The organism is Microbacterium sp. AG790, from assembly GCF_003634765.1.
In the GTDB taxonomy this organism is placed as follows: Bacteria; Actinomycetota; Actinomycetes; order Actinomycetales; family Microbacteriaceae; genus Microbacterium.
Genome location: NZ_RBWZ01000009.1, coordinates 89,163 through 110,692, shown reverse-complemented (window position 1 = coordinate 110,692; position 21,530 = coordinate 89,163). Strand labels below are relative to the sequence as shown.

Genomic DNA, 21,530 nt, shown 5'->3' with positions numbered 1-21,530 from the left:
GGCCGCCGCTGCGGCGGAGGCGGGCGCCTATCATTGACAGGTCATGACTGCGCCACACACCGACGCCGCCGCCCCGACCCGGATGACGGGAATCGGGCGCGTGCTCGTCGTCGTCTACGCGGTGATGGCGCTGGCGGCGACCGGACGCTCGTTCGTTCAGATCGTGCAGGACTTCGCCGCCGCGCCGCTGGCGTACACCCTGTCGGCGGCGGCGGCCGTCGTCTACGTGCTCGCTACCGTGGCCCTCGTCAAGTCGGACAGCCGCCGGTGGTACCTCGTAGCCTGGGTGGCGATCTGCTTCGAGCTGGCAGGCGTGCTCATCGTCGGAACGCTCAGCCTCACGCATCCCGAGCTCTTCCTCCACGACGCGACCGTCTGGTCCGGCTATGGCTTCGGCTACTTCTGGGTGCCGCTCGTGCTGCCGTTCGTCGGTCTGTGGTGGCTGCGCAGCGGCGGAGGCCGCGAGCGCGCCGAAGAGGTGGATGCCGCGGCAGCCGCGTCCGACCAGGCGGGCCTGGGCGCCGTGCGCACCGAGGGGAGCTCCAGCTGGTGATCGTCTTTCACGACCCCGCGGAGGTGCCGGCCGGGTTCGGCCCCAGCGTCGTCGCGATCGGCAAGTTCGACGGCGTGCACTCCGGACATCGTGCGGTGATCGACCGTGCGCGTGTCGCCGCGGAGGATGCCGGGGCGCGGGTGGTGGCCGTCACGTTCGATCGCAACCCCTTGAGCCTGCTGCGCCCCGAACGGTGCCCGCAGCCCGTGTGCAGCCTCCCGCAGAAGCTCGACCTGCTCGCCGCCGCCGGGGTCGACGCCACCCTCGTGCTCCGCTTCGACGAGGCGCTGGCCTCTCTCGATCCCCGTGCCTTCGTCGAGCACGTGCTCGTCGGCCTGGGAGTGGTCAACGTGATGGTCGGCGACGACTTCCGCTTCGGCAACGGGGGAGCGGGCGATCCCGACACCCTGGTGCGCCTGGGGGCGGAGTACGGCTTCCACGTCGATGTCGTCGGGGACGTGCAGGGCGGAGGCCGCCGTGTGTCGTCCACGTGGGTGCGGGATCTGCTCGCAGCGGGCGACGTCGAGGGCGCCGCGCGCCTGCTGGGACGTCCCCACGCGGTGCAGGGCGAGGTCGTGCACGGCCTCAAGCGCGGCCGGGAGCTCGGCTACCCGACCGCGAACCTGTCGCCCGATGCACAGGGTTTCATCCCGGCCGATGGCGTGTACGCCGGGTGGCTCGTCGACCTCGGCACCGATGGTGCGACGGTGACGACCCGCTACCCGGCGGCCATCTCGGTGGGGACCAACCCGACGTTCGATGATGTTCCGACGCGCCAGGTCGAGGCGTACGTGCTGGATGAGACGGGGCTCGACCTCTACGGGCATCGCGTGCAGATCCGGTTCACGAACCGCATCCGCGGCATGGTCGCCTTCGAGGGGATCGAGGCGCTCATCGCCCAGATGGACGACGACGTCACCCGGGTGCGCACCGCGCTCGGCTGAGCCGCGCGCACCCGAGCAGGGTCAGTACGACGAGGTGTCGACGGCGCCCGATGCCTGCTCCCCGGCATCCACGCGGCGAGCCTCGCCGAGGATGACGGCGCTGCCGCTGGTGCCGAGCCGGGTTGCTCCGGCGGCGAGCATCGCGAGGGCGTCGGCGTAGCTGCGCACCCCGCCGGAGGCCTTCACCTGCACGTCCGGGCCGACGCTGGAGCGCATGAGCTCGACATGGGGGACGGTCGCCCCGCCGCCGGCGAACCCCGTGGAGGTCTTGACGAAGTCGGCGCCACCGGCTTCGGTCAGTCGGCTGCCGCGGGCGATCTGCTCGTCGTCCAGGAGAGAGGTCTCGAGGATGACCTTCGTCACCTTGCCGGCTGCGGCCGCGACCACCGCCTGGATGTCGGCGACGACGGCGTCGTCGAAGCCCGAGCGCAGGGCGCCGATGTTGATCACCATGTCGAACTCGACCGCGCCATCGGCGAGGGCCTGGCGGACCTCGGCGACCTTCGCGGCGCTGGAGGTCGTGCCGTGCGGAAAGCCGATGACGGTGCCGACGTTGACGCCGGTGCCCGCCAGCCGCTCGACGGCGTGCGCGATGTCGCTCGGGCGGACGCACACGCTGAACACGCGCCACTCGGCGGCGATGTCGAGTTCGGCGTCGACATCGGCGCGCGTCAGTTCGGGCTTCAGGATGGCGTGATCGATCGTCGCGGCAAGGTCGCGTTCGGTGATGCTGGACATGTTCCCAGCCTACGCCAGCACTGTGCGGGAATACCCCAGGGGGGTATCATGGTTGTCATCGACAGCCGACGCGGATCCGCGCCGTCGGCGAAAGGAGTTCCCATGTCCACGCACACGTACGCCGTCGAGGGGATGACCTGCGCCCACTGCGCCGGGGCGGTCACCCGTGAGGTCCGGAAGGTCGACGGCGTGACCGATGTCGCCGTCGACGTCACCGAGGGCACGCTCACCGTCACCGTCGAGGGCGCCGCGCCGGATGACGAGATCGCCGCCGCCGTCGACGAGGCCGGTTACGCCGTCGTCGCACGCTGACGCGAGGGGACGATCATGGAGGCGATCACGTCTGACGCCGAGCCGCGGGCAGAGGCGGTGCTGGAGATCGAGGGCATGACCTGCGCGAGCTGTGTCGCGCGCGTCGAGAAACGGCTGGAGCGGATCGACGGCGTCTCGGCATCCGTGAATCTCGCGACCGAGTCCGCGCGGGTGGATTACCCGAGCGGCCTCGATGCCGCGGCTCTCATCGCCGCGGTGCGCGAGGCCGGGTATGACGCCCGTGTGCGCCAGCGCGGCGGGAACGCACACGAGGCGGCGCACGCCTCCGCGACGGGAGCGTATGACGAGCACGGCTCGCAGGGGGGCCATGTCCATGATGTGGAGGACCGGCCGGGCGCGACACCGCTGATGACCCGACTGTGGGTGAGTGCCGCGCTGGCCGTTCCGGTCGTCGTGCTGGGCATGATCCCGGCGTGGCAGTTCGCGGGCTGGCAGTGGGTTTCATTCGTCCTGGCGGTTCCGGTCGTGGTGTGGGGCGGGTGGCCTTTCCACCGTGCGACGATCGCGAACGCGCGTCACGGCGCGATGACGATGGACACGCTCATCACACTCGGCACGGGAGCGGCGACGCTGTGGAGCATCTGGGCGCTGTTGTTCGGAACCGCCGGACGGCTAGACATGCGCCACGAGGGAGGCATGTTCGCTCCTGTCCACGACCCCTCCTCGTTGGTGTACTTCGAGGTCGCCGCGGTGGTGACGGTGTTCCTCCTGCTGGGACGTGTGATCGAGCAGCGTTCGAAGCGCACCGCCGGCGCAGCCGTGCGCGCGCTCATGGAACTGTCCGCTCGGGACGTCGAGCTCGAGGACGGACGCCGCGTGCCGATCGAGATGCTCCGTGTCGGCGACGCCTTCGTCGTGCGCCCGGGGGAGAAGGTCGCGACCGACGGCGTCGTCCGCAGCGGACAGGCGTCGATCGACGAGAGCATGATCACGGGGGAGTCCGTTCCCATCGATGTGGAGGCCGGTTCCGCCGTCACCGGCGGCACCATCGCCGCCGACGGCCGCCTCGTCGTGGAGGCGACCTCGATCGGTGACGACACCCGCCTCGCCCGGATGGCTCGGCTCATCGAAGACGCGCAAGCCGGAAAGAGTCGCGTCCAGCGCCTGGCCGATCGCATCTCGGGGATCTTCGTTCCCGTGGTCATCGGCCTCTCCCTCCTCACGCTGCTCGTGTGGCTGCTGGTGGGGGGATTCACCGGCCAAGCGCTCGCCTCGGGCTTCACCGCCGCCGTCGCGGTGCTCATCATCGCCTGTCCGTGCGCGCTCGGGCTGGCCACGCCCATCGCGATCCTCGTCGGCACCGGACGCGGCGCGCAACTGGGCGTCTTGATCACAGGCCCCGAAGCGCTCGAGGCCGCCGACAGGATCGACACGGTGATCCTCGACAAGACCGGTACCGTCACCGAGGGGGCGATGACGGTCGACGCCGTCACGCCGATCGGCGGAGCCGGCATCGCCATGGTGCGACTGCTTGTCGGCTCGCTGGAGAGGGCCTCCGAGCATCCCGTCGCGCGCGCCGTCGCAGCGCTCGCCGAGCACCCTCGGGAGGTCAGCGACTTCGCCGGGCGTGCCGGGCTCGGCGTGACCGGTGTCGTCGACGGTCACCGCGTGTTCGCGGGTCGACCGGCGTTCGCCCTCGATCAGGCCGCCGCGTCCGACCCGGAGCGGGCCGCTGCGGTGGAGGACGCCGTCGATCGCGCGCAGCGAGGCGGCGCGACCGCGATCGTCGCCGGGTGGGACGGCCGTATCAAGGCTGTCATCGCCGTCGCCGACACCGTTCGTCACGACAGTGCTCAGACGGTCACGGCGCTGCGGGAGATGGGCCTCGAGGTCGTGCTGTTGACCGGCGACAACGCGGGCGCCGCGCGGGCGGTCGCCGGTGCCGTCGGCATCCACGAGGTCATCGCCGGCGTGCTCCCGGAGGGCAAGGTCGCCGAGGTCGAGCGGCTGCGTGCCGCCGGACACCGGGTCGCCATGGTGGGCGACGGCGTCAACGACGCGGCCGCGCTGGCGACCGCCGATCTCGGCATCGCGATGGGGTCGGGGACGGATGCCGCGATGCATGCGAGCGATATCGCGGTCACCGGCAGCGGCTTGTCACCGGTGCTCACCGCGATCCGCCTCAGCCGGCGCACCATGCGCATCATCCGCGGCAACCTGTTCTGGGCCTTCGCCTACAACGTCGCCGCCCTGCCGTTGGCAGCGCTCGGCGTGCTCAATCCGATGATCGCCGGAGCGGCCATGGCCTTCTCGAGCGTCTTCGTCGTTCTCAACAGCCTGCGGCTGCGCCGCTGACCCGCTCGTCATTCCCGCGAGCCGCCACGTTCTTCGCGAGCCGCCACCATCCGTGCGTCCGAACCGTGGCGGCTCGTCCGAAATGTGGCTGCTCGCGGCGATGGGGGAGGGCGCGCTAGACTGAGGGGGAGGTCCGCGCCGTTCGTCGCCGCAGCTCGCAGAAGCGAGTACCCGCAGCCGGAGGATCCGCACCTCGCCCTACCCCGCGGCGACCGCTGCGGAACGACTGACCGGTCATCCGACCGGACCCACGCCGGTCTTCCGGCGCTTCACGCTCAGGAGGAGCATGCCGACCACGGCATCCACTGCCACCGCGTCACGCCGACGCGGCTCGTCCCATCGCGGCTCGTCCGCCCGTCGCGACGACGACGCCCCGCTGATCCCGATCCTCGCCCGCAAAGTGCGCGAGGTCGAGGCGAAGGCCCAGAAGGGCAAACTCGGTCCGACCAACCGTGTCAAGTTCCAGGTCATCGCCTTCCTCGTCCGCGAGGAGCGCGCGCGCGTCAAGGCCGACGAGACCGTGCCCACCGCAGCGCGTGCCGAGCTGCTCAAGCGCCTCGACGGCGTCGCGACGATCCTCGCCAAGACCGCGGCCCGCGACACCTCGCTGATCCAGCTGCTCGAGGTCGACCAGGCCACCTCGCCGGTCGCCAAGCGCATGCGCCGCGACTGGCTGCTCGAGTCGGGGGCGGAGCTGCCCGATGACGAGCTCATCATCACCGATGCCGCGCCCGCCGCTCAGGGCTGGGGACAGACTCCCGTCGTGCCCGCCGCGCTCGCCGAGCGCCAGGTCGTGCCGCCGCAGATCGAGGCGCGCCGTGAGGCGAACCCGTTCCTGGCTCCCGACGTGGCACTGCGCGCACCGGCATCCACCGCCCGCCGCCGGCTGGACGGCTGGGAGCTGATGGGACCGCTGTACAAGGCGTTCGAGATCGGGGCCGGCGGCGCGAGCGCCTCCATGGAGCTCCCGCCCGTTCCCGAGTTCGATCGGATCTCGCCCAAGGGGCTCGAGATCATGCCGCACCAGTCGCGCTTCCTGGAGGCCGTGCGCGCCGGTCACCGGTCGTTCCTGCTGGCCGACGAGCCGGGCCTCGGCAAGACCGCACAGTCGGTGCTCGCCGCCTCCGTCGCCGACGCCTACCCGCTTCTGGCGGTCGTGCCCAACGTCGTCAAGATGAACTGGGCGCGCGAGGTCGAGCGCTGGACGCCGCAGCGTCGCGCCACCGTCATCCACGGCGACGGCGACACCGTCGACGCCTTCGCCGACGTCTTCATCGTCAACTACGAGGTGCTCGACCGGCACCTGTCCTGGCTCGGCTCGCTCGGTGTGAAGGGCATGGTCGTCGACGAGGCGCACTTCATCAAGAACCTCACCTCGCAGCGTTCCCAGAACGTGCTGGCCCTGGGCGGGCGCATCCGCGAGCAGGTGCGAAACCCGCTGATGCTCGCGCTCACCGGAACGCCCCTGATCAACGATGTCGAAGACTTCGACGCGATCTGGCGCTTCCTCGGCTGGACCAACGGTGAGAAGCCGGGACCCGAGCTCATGGAGAAGCTCGACGCGACGGGATTCACGCCGGCCGACAAGGCGTTCTACCCCGAGGCGCGCGACGCCGTGATCTCGATGGGCATCGTCCGTCGCAAGAAGAAGGACGTCGCGGCCGATCTTCCCGACAAGCTCGTCGCCGACCTGCCGGTTGAGCTCGACGACGAGTTCGGACGCTCCATCCGCGAAGCCGAACGTGAGCTCGGCTCGCGCCTGGCGGCCAAGTACCGCCGCATCATCGAGGCGCGCGGCGACAAGGTGCTCATCGGCGAGGTCGACGAGGACATCGTCCGCCTCGTCGCGCACGGTGAGCTCGAAGACGCGAAGGCGTCGGCCGCCGGCGCGGACAACGTCTTCACGATGGTCCGCAAGATCGGTCAGGCTAAGGCCCATCTCGCCGCGGACTATGCCGTGCAGCTGCAGCGCTCCGTCGGCAAGGTGGTCTTCTTCGCGAAGCACATCGACGTCATGGATGCCGCAGAGGCGCACTTCGCGGCATCCGGCCTTCGGACGATCTCCATCCGCGGCGATCAGACGACCACCGCCCGCCAGCAGGCGATCGACGCCTTCAACACCGACCCCGGTGTGGCGATCGCGGTGTGCTCGCTGACGGCGGCCGGCGTCGGACTGAACATGCAGGCGGCATCCAACGTCGTGCTCGCCGAGCTCTCCTGGACCGCGGCCGAGCAGACGCAGGCCATCGATCGGGTGCACCGCATCGGCCAGGATGAGCCGGTCACGGCGTGGCGCATCATCGCCGCACACACGATCGACACGAAGATCGCGGAGCTCATCGACTCCAAGCAGGGTCTTGCCCAGCGCGCCCTGGACGGCGCCCAGCTCGACCCCACCTCGAGCGATTCCGTGCAGCTGTCGGCGCTCATGCACCTGCTGCGACAGGCGCTCGGAGCCGCCTGAGGCGGGCCGGGATTATCGACGGCGGATGCGGTGGCATCCGCCGTCGATACGGCGATAGTGTCAAGGAGGCAGCGTCGCCGAATCACATCCCGAATCACCAAAGGATCTCCACATGAAGATCGGTATCCTCACCAGCGGCGGAGACTGCCCCGGACTGAACGCGGTCATCCGCGGCGTCGTCCTCAAGGGCACCACGAACTACAACATCGAGTTCGTCGGCATCCGTGACGGCTGGCGTGGCGTCGTCGACGGCGACTTCTTCCCGCTCACCCGCCACGAGGTCAAGGGCCTCTCGAAGGTCGGCGGCACCATCCTCGGCACGAGCCGCACCAACCCCTACGAGGGCCCCCGCGGCGGCGCGGAGAACATCGCGAAGACGCTCTACGGCCACCACATCGACGGGATCATCGCGATCGGCGGCGAGGGCACGCTCGCCGCGGCCAACCGGCTGTGGAACGACGGCATCAACGTCATGGGTGTGCCCAAGACGATCGACAACGACCTCCGGGCCACCGACTACTCCTTCGGCTTCGACACCGCCGTCAACATCGCCACCGACGCCATGGATCGCCTGCGCACCACCGGAGACTCGCACCAGCGCTGCATGGTCGCCGAGGTCATGGGCCGGCACGTGGGGTGGATCGCCCTGCACTCCGGCATCGCGGCCGGCGCGCACGTGATCTGCATCCCCGAGGTGCCGATGTCGATCACCGAGATCGCCGCGCAGGTGCAGAAGGCGCATGACCGGGGGCGCGCGCCCCTCGTCGTCGTGTCCGAGGGCTTCACGCTCACGGGTATGGACGAGGCCTTCAGCGACAAGGGGCTCGACGCCTTCAACCGCCCTCGCCTGGGCGGCATCAGCGAGGTCCTGGCGCCCGAGATCGAGCGTCTGACCGGTATCGAGACGCGTGCGACCGTGCTCGGCCACATCCAGCGCGGCGGCTCGCCCTCCGGCTTCGACCGAGTGCTCGCGACGCGCCTGGGTCTGCACGCCGCCGACTCCGTCTACGAGCAGGCCTGGGGCCAGATGGTCTCGCTGAAGGGCACCGACATCGTGCGGGTGCCTTTCGCCGAGGCGCTCGGCGAGCTGAACACGGTGCCGATCTACCGCTACGAAGAGGCCGCCGCGCTCTTCGGTTGAGTCCCGGTGCGGCGCCGCGCCCTGCGCCGCGCCGCCCGAAAACAGGCAATCGGCCCAGAACAGGCATCCGCGCTCCGCGCCCGCCTGTTCTGGGCCGATCGCCTCTTCTCGGAGCCTGATCGCACCCGGAGGCGCCGACTTCTCAACGGGCACGGTGCAAGCCCTGGGCGATCGCCAGCAGGACCGTCTCTCGGACGTAGCCGGCATCGAAAAGCACCTGCTGGTAATCGAACCTGAGCACCGTGTAGCCGCGCAGGACCAACCGCGCATCCGCGCGCAGGTCACGGCGGCGATCTCGCCCCTGGTGGTGGGCGAAGCCGTCGAGCTGCACGGCGAGGCGTGCGCCGATCAGTCCGTCGAGCGGATGGCCGTCGATCCACACCTGCTGGCGCATCGCGATACCGCTGGAGCGCATGAGAGCGGCGAACGCGGTCTCGACGCCGGAGTCCGACAAAGAACCCGACACCGCCGCCAACTCGGCCGCCCGCGTCGAACGCCACTGCACGCGGGCGAGGACCTCGGCATCCACCGCGCCGGTGCGCAGCGCCGATTCCCACACCGCGAGCGCGTCGCCCCGCGGGAGGCAGCGGGCGACGTGGAACATCACGTTCAGAACGTGCTCGTGCGGGTCGGTCCGGTGCAACGGCACCGGCGCCCGCGCGCGGTGCAGGCGGATGCCGTCATCCGCGCGGGCTGACGAGGAGTGCGCGACCGCGACGTGCGGCAGGGAGGGGGCACCCGGCACCCAGAGGCCGCGGCGCGCGGCCGCGCTGACACAGGTGAGACGCCCGCCGACTTCGGCCGCGGCGATGACCGCGGCATCCGCCTCGGGGACGGTCAGCCACGAGCGCCGCACCCGGACGACGGAGCCGGCTGCGACCGCGCCCGCGATCCGGTGCGTGGAGAATCCGGCGTCGTGGAGCGCACTGCTGTGGGCGACGCCGCCCCGCGCCCGCAGCCAGTCGTCGATCCCCGTCACCCTCGAACTCTCCCCGAACTGAGGTGCAGGCAGGAAACCCGCGCAGGCTTTTGTGCACACGTGCCGGTTGCGCGCGACGGGGGAGGAGGAGTTGCGCCGCGCCGCCGCAGGCGATCCGCCGGGCAGAGGCAGATCCAGCGGATTTCCGCCTGTTTCCGGCGGTTCGCCTGTTCTCGGCGAGCCGCGTCGCGCGTCATGCGGCGCGTCGCGCGGCGCGCGGCGGGTGGCCGCGGTGCGGTGCGCGTGCCCGGCAGGCCGAGTCAGTCCTCGGCGAGGCCCAGCACGTCCAGCAGCCAGGCGAGTTCGAAGGCGCGCTGCTGCCAGGAGTTGTAGCGCCCCGAGACGCCGCCGTGGCCGGCGACCATCTCGCACTTGAGCAGCGCGTCGGCGCCGACCTCGCGCAGTCGCGCCACCCACTTGGCGGGTTCGACGTAGTAGACGCGGGTGTCGTTGAGGGAGGTGGTCGCGAGGATCCGCGGATACGTCACGGACTCGCGCACGTTCTCGTACGGTGTGTACGACTTCATGTACGCGTACACCTCGGCGTCGTGCAGCGGATCGCCCCACTCGTCCCACTCGATCACCGTCAGGGGGAGCGAGGGATCGAGGATGGTCGTCAGGGCGTCGACGAAGGGGACGTCCGCGAGGATGCCGGCGAACAGCTCGGGGGCGAGGTTCGCGACCGCGCCCATCAGCAGGCCGCCTGCCGAGCCGCCCTCCGCGACCAGGAGATCCGGCGCGGTGACGCCGGTGCCCACCAGGTGGCGCGCGACCGCGACGAAGTCGGTGAAGGTGTTGCGCTTGTGCTGCAGCTTGCCGTCCTCATACCACTGGCGCCCGAGTTCGCCCCCGCCGCGCACGTGCGCGACGGCGAAGACGACGCCGCGATCGAGCATGGACAGACGCGCGACGGAGAATCCCGGTTCGATGGAGTGCTCGTACGACCCGTACCCGTACAGGTGCACCGGGCGCGGGCCATCCCCCGGCTCGCCGAACGACCGCTTCCACACGATCGAGACGGGCACGCGCGTGCCGTCGGATGCCGTGACCCACTCGCGCCGCTGACCGTAGGCCGACGGATCGTAGCCGCCGAGCACGGGCTGGCGCTTGCGCAGGTGCAGCTCCTGCGCCGCCACGTCGTAGTCGTACACGGTTCCCGGCGTGAGGAACGAGCCGTAGCCGAGCCGCACCACCGGCGGGGCCCATTCCGGATTGCCGCCGGCTCCGGCGGTGTAGAGGTCCTCCTCGAAGGCGAGCTCGTCGACGCTGCCGGTGGCGTAGTCCAGGATTCCCATGCGCGACAGGCCGTCGCGACGGTACGACACGACCCCCCAGTCGCGGAAGGCCGACACATCGAGCACGCGGCGCCCGGGAGTGTGGGCCAGCACGACGTCGCGTTTACCCTGCGGATCGGATGCCGCGACGCGCACCAGCTCGAAATCGAGCGCGCCGTCGTTGTGCACGATGTAGAGCACGTCCTCGCCGCCGACGACGGCATGAGTGGCGGAGTACTCGACTCCCTCCCGACGCGGCCAGATCGATCGCGGCTCTGAGCGAAGATCGGTCGCCTCGACGAGGTACTCCTCGGTCGTGATCGAGGAGCCCACCTCGATCACCAGGTACTTCTCGCTGCGGGTGAAGCCGGCGCCCACCCAGTACCGCTCGTCCGGCTCGTGGAACAGGCGCGCGTCGGCAGCGGCGTCGGTGCCGACCTCGTGCAGCCACACGGTGTCGGGCCGCCACGCATCGTCGACCGTCGTATAGACCACGTACCGGCCGTCGGGAGAGAACGACGCCCCCGCGGAGGTGTTCTCGATGACGTCGGAGAGATCCTCCCCGGTGGTGAGGTCGCGCACACGCAGCGTGTAGCGCTCGTCGCCCTCCACGTCGACGCCGTAGAGCAGTCGAGAGCCGTCCGTGGAGACGTCGAAGCTGCCCAGGGAGAAGAACTCATGACCGTCGGCTTCGACGTTGCCGTCGAGCAGCACGCTCTCGCCCTCCACGTCGACGCCCGGGGTGAGGACGGGCGGCGTCCAATCGTCCGGGCCGGCCAGCGGTGCACGGCACTGGATGCCGTACTGCTTGCCCTCGACGGTGCGCCCGTAGTACCACCACGCGCCCTGGCGCGTCGGCACGGACAGATCGGTCTCGAGGGTGCGGGCCTTGATCTCGTCGAAGATCCGCTGACGCAGGCCCGCCAGGTGCGCCGTCCGCTGCTCGGTGAAGGCGTTCTCGGCCTCGAGATGCGCGATGACCTCGGCATCCTCCTTCGCCCGCAACCACTCGTAGTCGTCGCGCACCTCGTCGCCATGATGACGACGCAGCGTCGGACGCACGGGGGCGACGGGGGCGGACAGCGGCGTGGAGGACGGCTCTCGGGTCACCGTTCCACGCTAATCCACGCTCGGCGTGTCGGGGTGGGCTCCCCGTTCTGTGAGGGGGCGCGGATGTGGGAGTATTTCTGTGGTCCGGTTGCCGGAGTATGAAACCACGGTGAACTCTTCGTTCGCATCGCCGATTCCGTCGGCTCCCTTCCTGTGAATCCCGACGAAAGCGAACTGTGGAAACCGCTGCCCTCATCGTCGTGCTGGTGATCGCGCTGGCGCTGTTCTTCGACTTCACGAACGGCTTCCACGACACCGCGAACGCGATGGCCACCCCGATCGCGACCGGGGCACTCAAGCCCAAGGTCGCCGTCCTCCTCGCCGCGAGTCTCAATCTCGTCGGCGCGTTCCTGTCGACCGAGGTGTCGAAGACGATCTCGCACGGCATCATCCGCGAGGACCAGATCGAACCGCTCGCGTTCCTGCCGATCATCTTCGCCGGCCTGATCGGTGCGATCACCTGGAACATGCTGACGTGGCTGCTGGGCCTGCCCTCGAGCTCCTCGCATGCCCTGTTCGGCGGCCTCATCGGCGCGACGCTCGTCGGTGCCACCGCGTCCGCCATCGATTTCGGCATGGTGCTGAGCAAGGTCGTCCTGCCGGCCCTGATCGCTCCGTTCACGGCCGGCGTCATCGCCTTCCTGGCGACGCGGCTCGCCTACGCGATGACACGTCGCTACGACAACAAGCCCGATGGCCGCGACGGATTCCGCTGGGGTCAGATCTTCACGTCCTCCCTCGTCGCCCTCGCTCACGGCACGAACGATGCGCAGAAGACGATGGGCGTCATCACCCTCGCGCTGATCATGGCGGGCTGGCAGAGCGGTGCCCACGCCGATCCGCAGCTGTGGGTGATCCTCGCCTGTGCGCTCACGATCGCGCTCGGCACCTACATGGGCGGCTGGCGCATCATCCGTACGCTGGGCAAGGGCCTGACCGACGTGAAGCCTGCGCAGGGTTTCTCCGCAGAGACCTCCACGGCGGCGACCATTCTCGCCTCCAGTGCGCTCGGCTTCGCGCTGTCGACGACGCAGGTCGCCTCGGGCTCGGTCATCGGCTCCGGGCTCGGGCGGCGGGGCTCGAAAGTGCGTTGGCGCACCGTCGGGCGGATCGCCGTGGGATGGGTGCTGACGCTGCCCGCCTCGGCCGCCGTCGGTGCCTTCGCCGCATTGCTGGTCGTCTGGTTCGGAGGCGCCGGCATCGTCATCGACGCGGTGCTCGCCGTCGCGATCATCGTGGGTCTGTTCCTGCGCTCGCGTCGCACGCACGTCGACTCGTCGAATGCGATGAGCGAGGTCGCGGACTCGGGGCTCGCGGTCAAGGTCAAGCGCAACCCGCCGCCCACGCGTCGTCAGCGCGCGATCCTGCGCGCCGAGCGCGCGCAGCAGAAGGCAGACCGGTCGAAGGAGCGGGCGAAGAGCACGGCGCCCGGCGGGAAGAAGCCGGCAGCCGCGAAGCCCCCGTCCGAGAAACCCTCGCCCGGCACGTCCACGGTCGAGAAGGCCGGCGCTGAGAAGACGGGAGAGCGGTGATGGGTATCAGCATCGACTGGTTCGCCTTCGTCCAGGTCTTCGTCGCCGCGTTGCTCGGCGCGCTGCTCGTCGTCGGCTTCTACGCGGTCGGCCTGCGGCTGCTGGTGCGCGGAGGGCGGGCGCCCATCGTCGCTCCCGCGGAGTTCACCGACGCGATCACCGTGATCAGCGAGAAGGAGGCGCGTCGCGCGGCCAAAGCCGCGGCGAAGGCGGCGAAGAAGAGCCCTTTGACCGACGGGCAGAAGCGTTTGGCGCGGATCGGCGCGTACCTGTCGTTCGCGCTGTGTGGTCTCGCGGTGCTCGCTGGGCTCTCGCTGATCGTTCTGCGCTGATCGTCCCGCGCTGCACCGGCAACGCCCGTGTGCGCAGCCTGTGCCGCGTCGGCGGCGGCGCCTAGGCTGACCTCATGGCCCCCGCCTCGTTCTCGTTCGGCATCCATCCGCCCGCCCAGCGCGTGATCGTCCATCTCAGCGACACGCATCTGTTGGCCGGAAACCGGCCCCTCGGCGGCCGCTACGACACCGCCGCCAACCTCACCGCGACGCTGGCGGCCCTCGAGCGCACGGGTGTCCGACCCGACGCCATCGTCTTCACGGGAGACCTGACCGACCTGGGTGAGCCGGAGGCCTATGCCGCACTGCGTGCGCAGGTCGAGCCAGTCGCCGCGCGTCTGGGCGCACCGATCGTGTGGGTCGCGGGCAATCACGATGAGCGTCCGGCGCTGCGGGAGGGTTTGCTCGATGAGCCGCCGAGCCTCGAACCCGTCACCGGTGTGTGGGATCTCGGCGGGTTGCGACTGATCGCTCTGGACTCCTCCGTGCCGGGCTGGCACCACGGTGATCTGGATGCCGCGCAGCTCGACTGGCTCCGCGGCATCCTCGCCGACGCGGCGCCGCGGGGCACCGTGCTGGCCCTGCATCATCCGCCGCTGCCCAGTCACATCCCGTTCTTCGACATCCTCGAACTGCGCCATCAGAACGAGTTCGCGCAGGCGCTCGCCGGCAGCGACGTGCGCGCCATCCTCGCCGGACACCTCCACTACGCCACGGCGGGAACCTTCGCCGGCATCCCGGTGAGCGTCGCATCGGCGACCTGTTACACGATGAACCTCCAGCGGCCGCCGCAGGAGGTCAACGGCATGGACGGGGGGCAGTCCTTCCACCTCGTGCACGTCTACGACGACACCATCACGCACAGCGTCGTGCCGGTCGGCGAGGCGGAGACCGCCGACGTCTTCAGCGAGGAGTGGACGCGCGCGATGGCCGCACTCAGCCCCGAGGAACGGCTCGAGGCGTTCTCCCGCAAGCGGTGACGCGTCCGCCGTGCCGTCGGCGGCTTGACTTCGAGTGCACTCGAAGTTCTACCGTGGGGGCATGACACTCCTCCACGAAGGCGTCTCGATCGCCGAGGCGGCCGACGCCACCGGCGTGTCCACGCACACCCTGCGCTACTACGAGCGCGAGGGCCTGATGCTGGCGCCGATCGACCGAGCATCCTCCTCGCACCGGCGGTACACCGAGACGGACATCGCCTGGGTGCGCTTTCTGACCCGGCTGCGTCTTACGGGCATGCCGATCGCCGGCATCCGCCGCTACACCGAGCTGGTGCGCGTGGGGGAGTCCACCGTGCCCGAGCGCCGGGAGCTGCTCGTCGCCCATCGCGAACGTGTGCGCGCACAGCTCGACGAGATCACCGCGAGCCTGCGGGCCATCGACCACAAGATCGACATCTACGACAAGGAGATCTCACTCTCATGAAGACCACCACTCTGGGAACCTCCACGCCCATCGAGGTCAGCCGCATCGGCCTCGGGCTGATGGGCATCAGCGCCTTCTACACCGGCGCGGGCCAGGACGACGCCGACGGGGCGCGCACGATCCTCGGCGCCCTCGACCGCGGCGTCACCTTCCTCGACACTGCGGAGATGTACGGGCCGTACACGAACGAGGAACTCCTCGGCAAGACGCTGGCCGAGGCGGGCCGCCGGGACGACGCCGTCATCGCGACGAAGTTCGGCACGATCCGCCACACGACGACCGGCGAGCGCGGGCTGGACGGCACACCCGCCAACGTGCGGCTGGCCGTCGAGGGGTCGCTGCGCCGGCTGCGCACCGATCGCATCGACATCTACTACCAGCACCGGATGGACCCCGCGACGCCCATCGAGGACACGGTCGGCGCGCTGGCCGAGCTCGTCGCCGAAGGCAAGATCCGCGGCTACGGCCTCTCGGAGGCCTCGGTCGCGACGATCCGTCGCGCGCACGCGGTCCATCCCGTGACCGCGATTCAGACCGAGTACTCGCTGTGGACGCGCGACCCCGAGGCGGAGCTGCTGCCGGCGCTCGCCGAGCTCGGCATCGGGTTCGTTCCGTACTCTCCCCTCGGGCGGGGGTTCCTCACCGGCGCGATCCGCTCGCTGGACGTGCTCGACGAGGATGACTTCCGCAAGAGCAACCCGCGTTTCGCCGACGGCGCGTTCCAGGCCAACCTCGCGATCGTCGACGAGGTCGAGCAGATCGCGCGGGATGCCGGGGCCACCCCGGCCCAGGTCGCGCTCGCGTGGCTGCTCGCACAGGGCGAGCACATCGCGCCCATCCCCGGCACGCGCAAGCTCGCGCGCGTCGAGGAGAACATCGGTGCGGCCGAGCTCGCGCTGACGGCGGACCAGCTCGCCGCGCTCAGCGCGGTCACGGCCCCGGTGGGGGAGCGGTACGCCGACATGTCCACGGTCAACCGCTGAGCGGGCGGGTGCCCTCCGCCGCGGATCTCCTGCCGCGGCGGAGGGCACCGTCATATCCGGTGTACGCCGTGTACACCGGAAACGCATCGACGCCGCAGGTAGGCTCGACCCCGACCACCCGAGGCGACGACCCAAAAGGACTGCACTCATGGCATTCGACGCAACGATGCGCACCGAAACCGACTCCCTGGGATCGATGGAGATCCCCGCCGATGCCTACTGGGGCATCCACACCGCACGTGCACTGGAGAACTTCCCGATCTCCATGCGGCCCATCTCCGTCTACAAGGACCTCGTGACCGCGCTCGCGATGGTCAAGCAGGCCTCCGCCCGCGCAAACCTCGAGATCGGGGTGCTGGACGCCGAGCGTGCCGACCTCATCGACCGGGCCTCGCAGCGCGTCATCGACGGCGAGTTCCACGATCAGTTCGTCGTGGGCGTCGTCCAGGGCGGCGCCGGCACCTCCACCAACATGAACGCGAACGAGGTGATCACCAACATCGCGCTCGAGCTCGCGGGACGTCCCAAGGGCGACTATGCGTACCTCTCGCCGATCGATCACACCAACCGCTCGCAGTCGACCAACGATGTCTACCCGACCGCGGTGAAGGTGGGCCTCAGTCTCGATCTGAAGACCCTGCTGGAGGAACTGGACCTGCTGCGCCAGTCGTTCCTCGCGAAGGCCGTCGAGTTCCACGACATCCTCAAGATCGGGCGGACCCAGCTCCAGGATGCCGTGCCGATGACCCTCGGCCAGGAGTTCCACGGTTTCGCGACGACCCTCGGCTACGACCACCAGCGCCTCACCGAGAACGCCTACCTCCTGTTCGAGATCAACATGGGCGCCACCGCGATCGGCACGGGCATCACGACGCACCCCGGCTATGCGCCCGCCGTCCTGCGACACCTCCGCGAGATCACGGGCTTGGACCTTGCCACCGCAGACGACCTGGTCGAAGCGACGAGCGACACCGGCTCGTTCATGTCCTTCTCCTCCACCCTCAAGCGCAACGCCATCAAGCTCTCGAAGATCGCCAACGACCTGCGGCTGCTCTCCAGCGGACCGCAGGCCGGGCTCGGCGAGATCAATCTTCCGGCCCGTCAAGCCGGATCCAGCATCATGCCCGGCAAGGTGAATCCGGTCATCCCCGAGGTCGTCAATCAGGTCGCGTTCTCCGTCGCCGGTGCCGACCTCACCGTCACGATGGCCGTCGAAGGGGGTCAGCTCCAGCTGAACGCGTTCGAGCCGATCATCGCCCACTCGATCTTCCAGTCGATCACGTGGATGCGACGCGCCATGCGCACCTTCCGCATCAACTGCGTCGACGGCATCACCGCGAACCGCGAGCGTCTCGGCGCCATGGTCGGCTCCTCGGTCGGTGTCGTCACGGCCCTCACCCCGTTCATCGGCTATGCGGCGTCGGCGGCTCTCGCCAAGACCGCGCTGCTGACCCACCGCAACGTCGGCGACCTCGTCGTCGAAGCCGGGCTCATGACTCGTGATGAGGTCGACAAGCAGCTCTCTCCGGCGCGGTTGTCGGGGCTCGAGGCGGTCACGCAGGCCATTCCGGTCGTGCAGCCTGCGGAGAATCTCGTCGAGAGCTGAGGGGCGCAACCCTTTGCGCGAGACGCGCGCGGGCCGATAACGTCGCTGTCAGCAACGCGCCGCACCGGCCGACCGAGGAGAGACGCATGACCGACCCCACCCAGCCCCCTGTGAATCCGCAGACTCCGCCGCCGGCCGCACCTCCGGCCGCACCTCCGGTCGCACCTCCCGCGTATCAGCAGCCCGGCTACCCCGCCGCTCCCGCCTACAACGGGGGCCCTGCCGCCGCCGGCACTGTTCCCGGACGCACGCTCGGCATCGTCGCGCTCGTGCTGGCCATCGTCCCGGTGGGGCTGCAGCTGATCGGCCTCATCCTCGGCATCGTCGCCCTGGTGCAGTCGAAGAAGGCGGGCGTCAAGAACGGCATGGCGCTCGCCGCGATCATCGTCAGCTCGGCGCTGATCGTGATCAGCATCATCATCGGCATCATCCTCGCGGTCGTGTTCGCCAACACGGCCGGCGACCTCATCCAGTTCTGCGCCAACAATCCGAGCGGGGTGTACGAGCTCAACGGCAAGACGATCACCTGCAACGGCGGCTGAGTCGCCCGCAGACGACGCCCCGGTGTCCGCCGACGCGGATCACCGGGGCGTCGTGCGTTCAGTCCAGGATGCGGCAGTGGGTGGTGAGTTCGCCGATGCCGTCGATACCCACGGTCACGACGGAGCGGTCACGCAGGAAGATCTGCGGATCGCGAGAGTATCCCGCTCCTCCCGGGCTGCCGGTCGAGATCAGGGTCCCCGGCAGCAGTGTCGCCGACTGCGACAGGTGCGCGATCAGGGTCGCCACCGACCGGATCATCTGCCCGGTGGAGGCGTCCTGCACGGTCTGTCCGTCGACGACGGCCCAGATGTGCAGGTCCTGCGGGTCGGCGATCTCGTCGGCGGTGACCACGAAGGGACCGTTGGGGGTGAACCCGTCGAACGACTTGCAGCGTGACCACTGCGCCTCCGAGAACTGGATGTCGCGCGCGGTGATGTCGTTGACCACCGTGTATCCCCAGACATGGGCCAGCGCGTCGTCGGCCGCCACATCTTTGGCGGGTGTGCCGATCACGACGCCCAGTTCCGATTCGTAGTCCACCGACTCGCTGAGCGAGCGCGGCCACGAGGTGGTGGCGTCGTGTCCGGACAGCGAGTTCGGCCACAGGACGAAGACCGTCGGAGCGGTGTCGGCTTTGAGGCCGAGCTCGCTGGAGTGCGCCGCGTAGTTCAAGCCGACGGCGAGGACGATGGGCGGCTCGTTGACCGCGGGGCCGAACGTCAGGCCGTCCAGAGGGATGCCGTCGACGTGGCGGGCAGCCTCGCGCACGCGGGCGAGGAGCTCGTCGCCCCCTTCGATCAAGGCCTGCAGCGTGGTCGGTGCCGCGTCGAACAGGGCCGCCACGGGGGCGATCCGTCCGGGTGCGACGACGACGACCAGCTGCGGATCGTCCGTCTCGGGCAGGAGGACGTGGGCGAAACGCATCCCTCCAGGGTAGTGCGGGGCGATGAACTCCGCAGGTTTTGGTGATTTCGGTCGCCGGACACCTGCCCCGACACAGACTCAGCGCCCGGTGCCGCGGCGATGCCTGCGTGTCTCCCGGGCGCTGAGTTGGCCTGGATTCATTGTGTTCCGGGTGCGCGGAGGGTGTCAAGAGGGTGCCCGACTCATCCGCGCATGCTTGGATGGACGTATGACCGAAGAGCGCACCAAGCCCGAGTTCGACGCCCCCACGGGACCTGCTCCCGCCGATCTCGTCATCCGCGACCTCATCGTCGGCGACGGGGACGAGGCCAAGCCCGGCGACAACGTCACCGTGCACTACGCCGGCGTCGAGTACGAGTCCGGCGAGGAGTTCGACTCCTCGTGGGGCCGCGGCGAGTCGATCCAGTTCCCGCTGCGCGGACTCATCCAGGGATGGCAGGACGGCATTCCCGGCATGAAGGTCGGCGGACGTCGCGAGCTGATCATCCCGCCGCACCTGGCCTACGGCCCCGCCGGCGGTCACTTCCTCGGCGGCAAGACCCTCATCTTCATCATCGACCTGCTCAAGGTCGGCTGATCCGACATCTCCGTGAGAAGGGGGTGGATGCCGCGGCATCCACCCCCTTCTCGTTTTCTCCACGAGGTGTTCCTCGAGAGTTTTTCCATGTGTGGGAATACATACGGACTCCGCGTGTTGAGTAGCCGCAGACCGTTTCCCCGACGAAGGATGGCAGACATGACCGAGACCACCACCACCGTTCCCGAGATCCCGGGCTACAAGGCCGGCACCTGGGTGCTCGACCCGGCGCACAGCGAAGTCACCTTCAGCCTCCGCCACATGATGATCTCGAAGGTGCGCGGCGTCTTCGGGCTCAAGAGCGCCAGCATCGAGGCTCCGGAGAACCCGCTCGAGGCGAAGGTCAGCGCAACCGTCGACGTCGCCTCGATCAACACCAACGACGAGAACCGCGACAACCACCTGCGTGGCGCCGACTTCTTCGACGTCGCGCAGTTCCCGACCATCGAGTTCGTCTCCACCGGCGTCCGTTACCAGGACGGCGACTTCCTCGTCGACGGCGACCTCACGATGCACGGTGTCACCAAGCCGGTGACCTTCGAGCTCGAGTTCGGCGGTTTCGGCACCGACCCCTACGGCAACTACAAGGCCGGCGCGACCGCCACGGGTGTCATCAACCGCGAGGACTTCGGTCTGACGTGGAACGCGGCCCTCGAGACCGGCGGCGTGCTCGTCGGCAAGGACGTCACCATCACGCTCGACCTGCAGGGCTCGCTCCAGGCCTGAGCCCCTCCGCCCGACGGCGGTCGTCCCCGTTCGCACGGGGCGGCCGCCGTTTCGGCATCCGGAGACGGTTCTGCGCCAGCAGGATGCCGAGGAAGACGATGCCGGCGCCGACCGGCTCGTGCCAGCCGACGCGTTCGCCGAGCACGAGCACGCCCAGTGCCACGCCCACGACGGGCGTGATGTAGGTCACAGTCGATGCCGCCGTGGGCCCCCATGCCCGGAGGGTGTTCTGGTTCCAGATGTAGGCGACTCCGGTTCCGAGACAGCCCAGCAACACCATGCTCCCCACGATCCACGGGTCCAGTCGCACCGGCGTGAGGGCCATCGCCGGCGCGAGGATCGTCATGATCACCGCGGCGATCCCGATGTTGACGAAGGAGAAGGCGAGCGGGGTCATGCCCGAGTTCGCGAGGAAGCGACGCATGTACGCCAGGCTGAACCCGTAGCAGGCGGTCGCGCCGAGCAGCGCGAGCTGGGCGAGCAGGCTCTGCGTCAGGTCGAGGCCGCTCCAGGGGGCGATGATCACCAGAACCCCGCCGATGCCGACGACGATGCCCGTGATCTGCACCGGTTTCAGCCGCTCGACACGGAAAACGAGGGCCGCCATGATCGCGGTCATGATCGGTGTCGTCGCGTTGTAGATGCTCCCGAGGCCCGAGGAGACGTGCTGCTCGGCCCACGAGAACAGCAAGAACGGCACGACGCAGAATGTCACCGCGAGCACCGTCATGTGCCCCCAGATGCGCGCGCCCGCACCGCGCAGCGCGGGAAGCCGGTCGCGACGGATGAGGACGAAGACGCCGAGCGTGGCTGCGCCCAGCACGAGACGCCCCCAGGCCACCTGCGCGGGGGAGATGCCGCCGAGGGCGACTTTCATGAACAGGAAGCTCGATCCCCAGATGATCCCCACGAGAACGAACTGCACGGCGATCACCGCCGCAGAAGGCCCGAGAGCGGCCGGCGCCGAAGCTGGCAGGGAAGTGGGGGAACGTGTCACGGGCCGACTCTAGCGGCGGTGTCCGACGCCGCCGGCAGCCGCAGAGTGCCACGT

Annotated in this window: 20 protein-coding genes; 15 read left to right on the top strand and 5 right to left on the bottom strand. The window is 69.5% G+C overall.

The window, feature by feature from the left end; translation table 11 throughout:
• Window positions 1-43 precede the first annotated feature (43 nt).
• Both DEU37_RS10110 and DEU37_RS10105 read left to right on the top strand, forming a co-directional pair.
• Window positions 44-553: a hypothetical protein gene (locus tag DEU37_RS10110; RefSeq protein WP_121190572.1), complete on the top strand. Its 510-nt coding sequence runs from the start codon at window positions 44-46 to the stop codon at window positions 551-553.
• Window positions 550-1,497 carry a bifunctional riboflavin kinase/FAD synthetase gene (locus DEU37_RS10105; RefSeq protein WP_121190571.1) on the top strand — a complete coding sequence of 316 codons (948 nt, stop codon included), beginning with the start codon at window positions 550-552 and terminating at the stop codon, window positions 1,495-1,497. Before DEU37_RS10110 ends, DEU37_RS10105 begins: the two co-directional genes overlap by 4 nt.
• Window positions 1,498-1,518: 21 nt before the next feature.
• On the opposite strand, the gene deoC is transcribed toward DEU37_RS10105, so the two are convergent.
• Window positions 1,519-2,235: a deoxyribose-phosphate aldolase gene (deoC, locus tag DEU37_RS10100; protein ID WP_121190570.1), complete on the bottom strand. Its 717-nt coding sequence runs from the start codon at window positions 2,233-2,235 to the stop codon at window positions 1,519-1,521.
• Window positions 2,236-2,337: 102 nt separating this feature from the next.
• On the opposite strand from deoC, the gene DEU37_RS10095 reads away from it, so the two are divergent.
• The 4 genes from DEU37_RS10095 (at window position 2,338) to DEU37_RS10080 (ending at window position 8,468) form a co-directional block, all read left to right on the top strand.
• The gene (locus DEU37_RS10095) at window positions 2,338-2,547 is read left to right on the top strand and encodes a heavy-metal-associated domain-containing protein (protein WP_005048740.1); all 210 of its coding nucleotides are present in this window, start codon (window positions 2,338-2,340) and stop codon (window positions 2,545-2,547) included.
• A gap of 15 nt (window positions 2,548-2,562) precedes the next feature.
• Window positions 2,563-4,863: a cation-translocating P-type ATPase gene (locus DEU37_RS10090; protein ID WP_121190569.1), complete on the top strand. Its 2,301-nt coding sequence runs from the start codon at window positions 2,563-2,565 to the stop codon at window positions 4,861-4,863.
• Window positions 4,864-5,149: 286 nt separating this feature from the next.
• On the top strand, window positions 5,150-7,327 hold the full coding sequence (locus DEU37_RS10085) for a DEAD/DEAH box helicase (protein ID WP_121190568.1): 2,178 nt from the start codon (window positions 5,150-5,152) through the stop codon (window positions 7,325-7,327).
• Between the two features lie 112 nt (window positions 7,328-7,439).
• Complete coding sequence (locus DEU37_RS10080; protein WP_005048745.1) at window positions 7,440-8,468, top strand: 6-phosphofructokinase; 1,029 nt, start codon at window positions 7,440-7,442, stop codon at window positions 8,466-8,468.
• Window positions 8,469-8,610: 142 nt separating this feature from the next.
• Here the strand turns inward: DEU37_RS10080 and DEU37_RS10075 are convergent, their stop codons facing one another.
• Window positions 8,611-9,447, bottom strand: coding sequence for a DUF559 domain-containing protein (locus DEU37_RS10075; protein ID WP_121190567.1), 837 nt, complete (start codon window positions 9,445-9,447; stop codon window positions 8,611-8,613).
• 260 nt (window positions 9,448-9,707) lie between these two features.
• Entirely contained in the window at window positions 9,708-11,831 is a 2,124-nt protein-coding gene (locus tag DEU37_RS10070) for a S9 family peptidase (protein WP_121190566.1), read from the bottom strand.
• Window positions 11,832-12,007: 176 nt separating this feature from the next.
• Here DEU37_RS10070 and DEU37_RS10065 point away from each other — a divergent pair, with 176 nt between their 5' ends.
• The 7 genes from DEU37_RS10065 to DEU37_RS10035 all read left to right on the top strand — a co-directional run bounded on the left by DEU37_RS10065 (window position 12,008) and on the right by DEU37_RS10035 (window position 18,251).
• Window positions 12,008-13,363, top strand: a complete 1,356-nt coding sequence (locus DEU37_RS10065) for an inorganic phosphate transporter (protein WP_121190565.1) — start codon at window positions 12,008-12,010, stop codon at window positions 13,361-13,363.
• Window positions 13,363-13,695 (top strand): peptidase, encoded by a 333-nt coding sequence (locus tag DEU37_RS10060; RefSeq protein WP_121190564.1) that lies wholly within the window; start codon window positions 13,363-13,365, stop codon window positions 13,693-13,695. Before DEU37_RS10065 ends, DEU37_RS10060 begins: the two co-directional genes overlap by 1 nt.
• A 74-nt stretch (window positions 13,696-13,769) precedes the next feature.
• Window positions 13,770-14,675 carry a phosphodiesterase gene (locus DEU37_RS10055; RefSeq protein ID WP_121190563.1) on the top strand — a complete coding sequence of 302 codons (906 nt, stop codon included), beginning with the start codon at window positions 13,770-13,772 and terminating at the stop codon, window positions 14,673-14,675.
• 61 nt (window positions 14,676-14,736) lie between these two features.
• On the top strand, window positions 14,737-15,120 hold the full coding sequence (locus DEU37_RS10050) for a MerR family transcriptional regulator (RefSeq protein ID WP_005048759.1): 384 nt from the start codon (window positions 14,737-14,739) through the stop codon (window positions 15,118-15,120).
• A complete protein-coding gene (locus DEU37_RS10045) occupies window positions 15,117-16,103 on the top strand; it encodes an aldo/keto reductase (RefSeq protein ID WP_121190562.1) in 987 nt (328 codons plus the stop codon). The genes DEU37_RS10050 and DEU37_RS10045 overlap by 4 nt, the downstream gene beginning before the upstream one ends.
• Window positions 16,104-16,251: 148 nt before the next feature.
• The gene (locus DEU37_RS10040) at window positions 16,252-17,709 is read left to right on the top strand and encodes an aspartate ammonia-lyase (protein ID WP_121190561.1); all 1,458 of its coding nucleotides are present in this window, start codon (window positions 16,252-16,254) and stop codon (window positions 17,707-17,709) included.
• Between the two features lie 86 nt (window positions 17,710-17,795).
• Entirely contained in the window at window positions 17,796-18,251 is a 456-nt protein-coding gene (locus DEU37_RS10035) for a DUF4190 domain-containing protein (protein ID WP_121190560.1), read from the top strand.
• A gap of 58 nt (window positions 18,252-18,309) precedes the next feature.
• Here DEU37_RS10035 and DEU37_RS10030 read toward each other — a convergent pair whose 3' ends face one another.
• Window positions 18,310-19,176, bottom strand: coding sequence for a fumarylacetoacetate hydrolase family protein (locus tag DEU37_RS10030; RefSeq protein WP_121190559.1), 867 nt, complete (start codon window positions 19,174-19,176; stop codon window positions 18,310-18,312).
• Window positions 19,177-19,384: 208 nt separating this feature from the next.
• Between DEU37_RS10030 and DEU37_RS10025 the strand changes: the two genes are divergently transcribed.
• Together DEU37_RS10025 and DEU37_RS10020 are read left to right on the top strand one after the other, a co-directional pair.
• Complete coding sequence (locus tag DEU37_RS10025; RefSeq protein WP_016463275.1) at window positions 19,385-19,753, top strand: FKBP-type peptidyl-prolyl cis-trans isomerase; 369 nt, start codon at window positions 19,385-19,387, stop codon at window positions 19,751-19,753.
• Window positions 19,754-19,912: 159 nt separating this feature from the next.
• A complete protein-coding gene (locus DEU37_RS10020) occupies window positions 19,913-20,479 on the top strand; it encodes a YceI family protein (protein ID WP_121190558.1) in 567 nt (188 codons plus the stop codon).
• On the opposite strand, the gene DEU37_RS10015 is transcribed toward DEU37_RS10020, so the two are convergent.
• Window positions 20,445-21,413 (bottom strand): DMT family transporter, encoded by a 969-nt coding sequence (locus tag DEU37_RS10015; protein ID WP_121190557.1) that lies wholly within the window; start codon window positions 21,411-21,413, stop codon window positions 20,445-20,447. The two genes, DEU37_RS10020 and DEU37_RS10015, sit on opposite strands and share 35 nt — an antisense overlap.
• Window positions 21,414-21,530 lie beyond the last annotated feature (117 nt).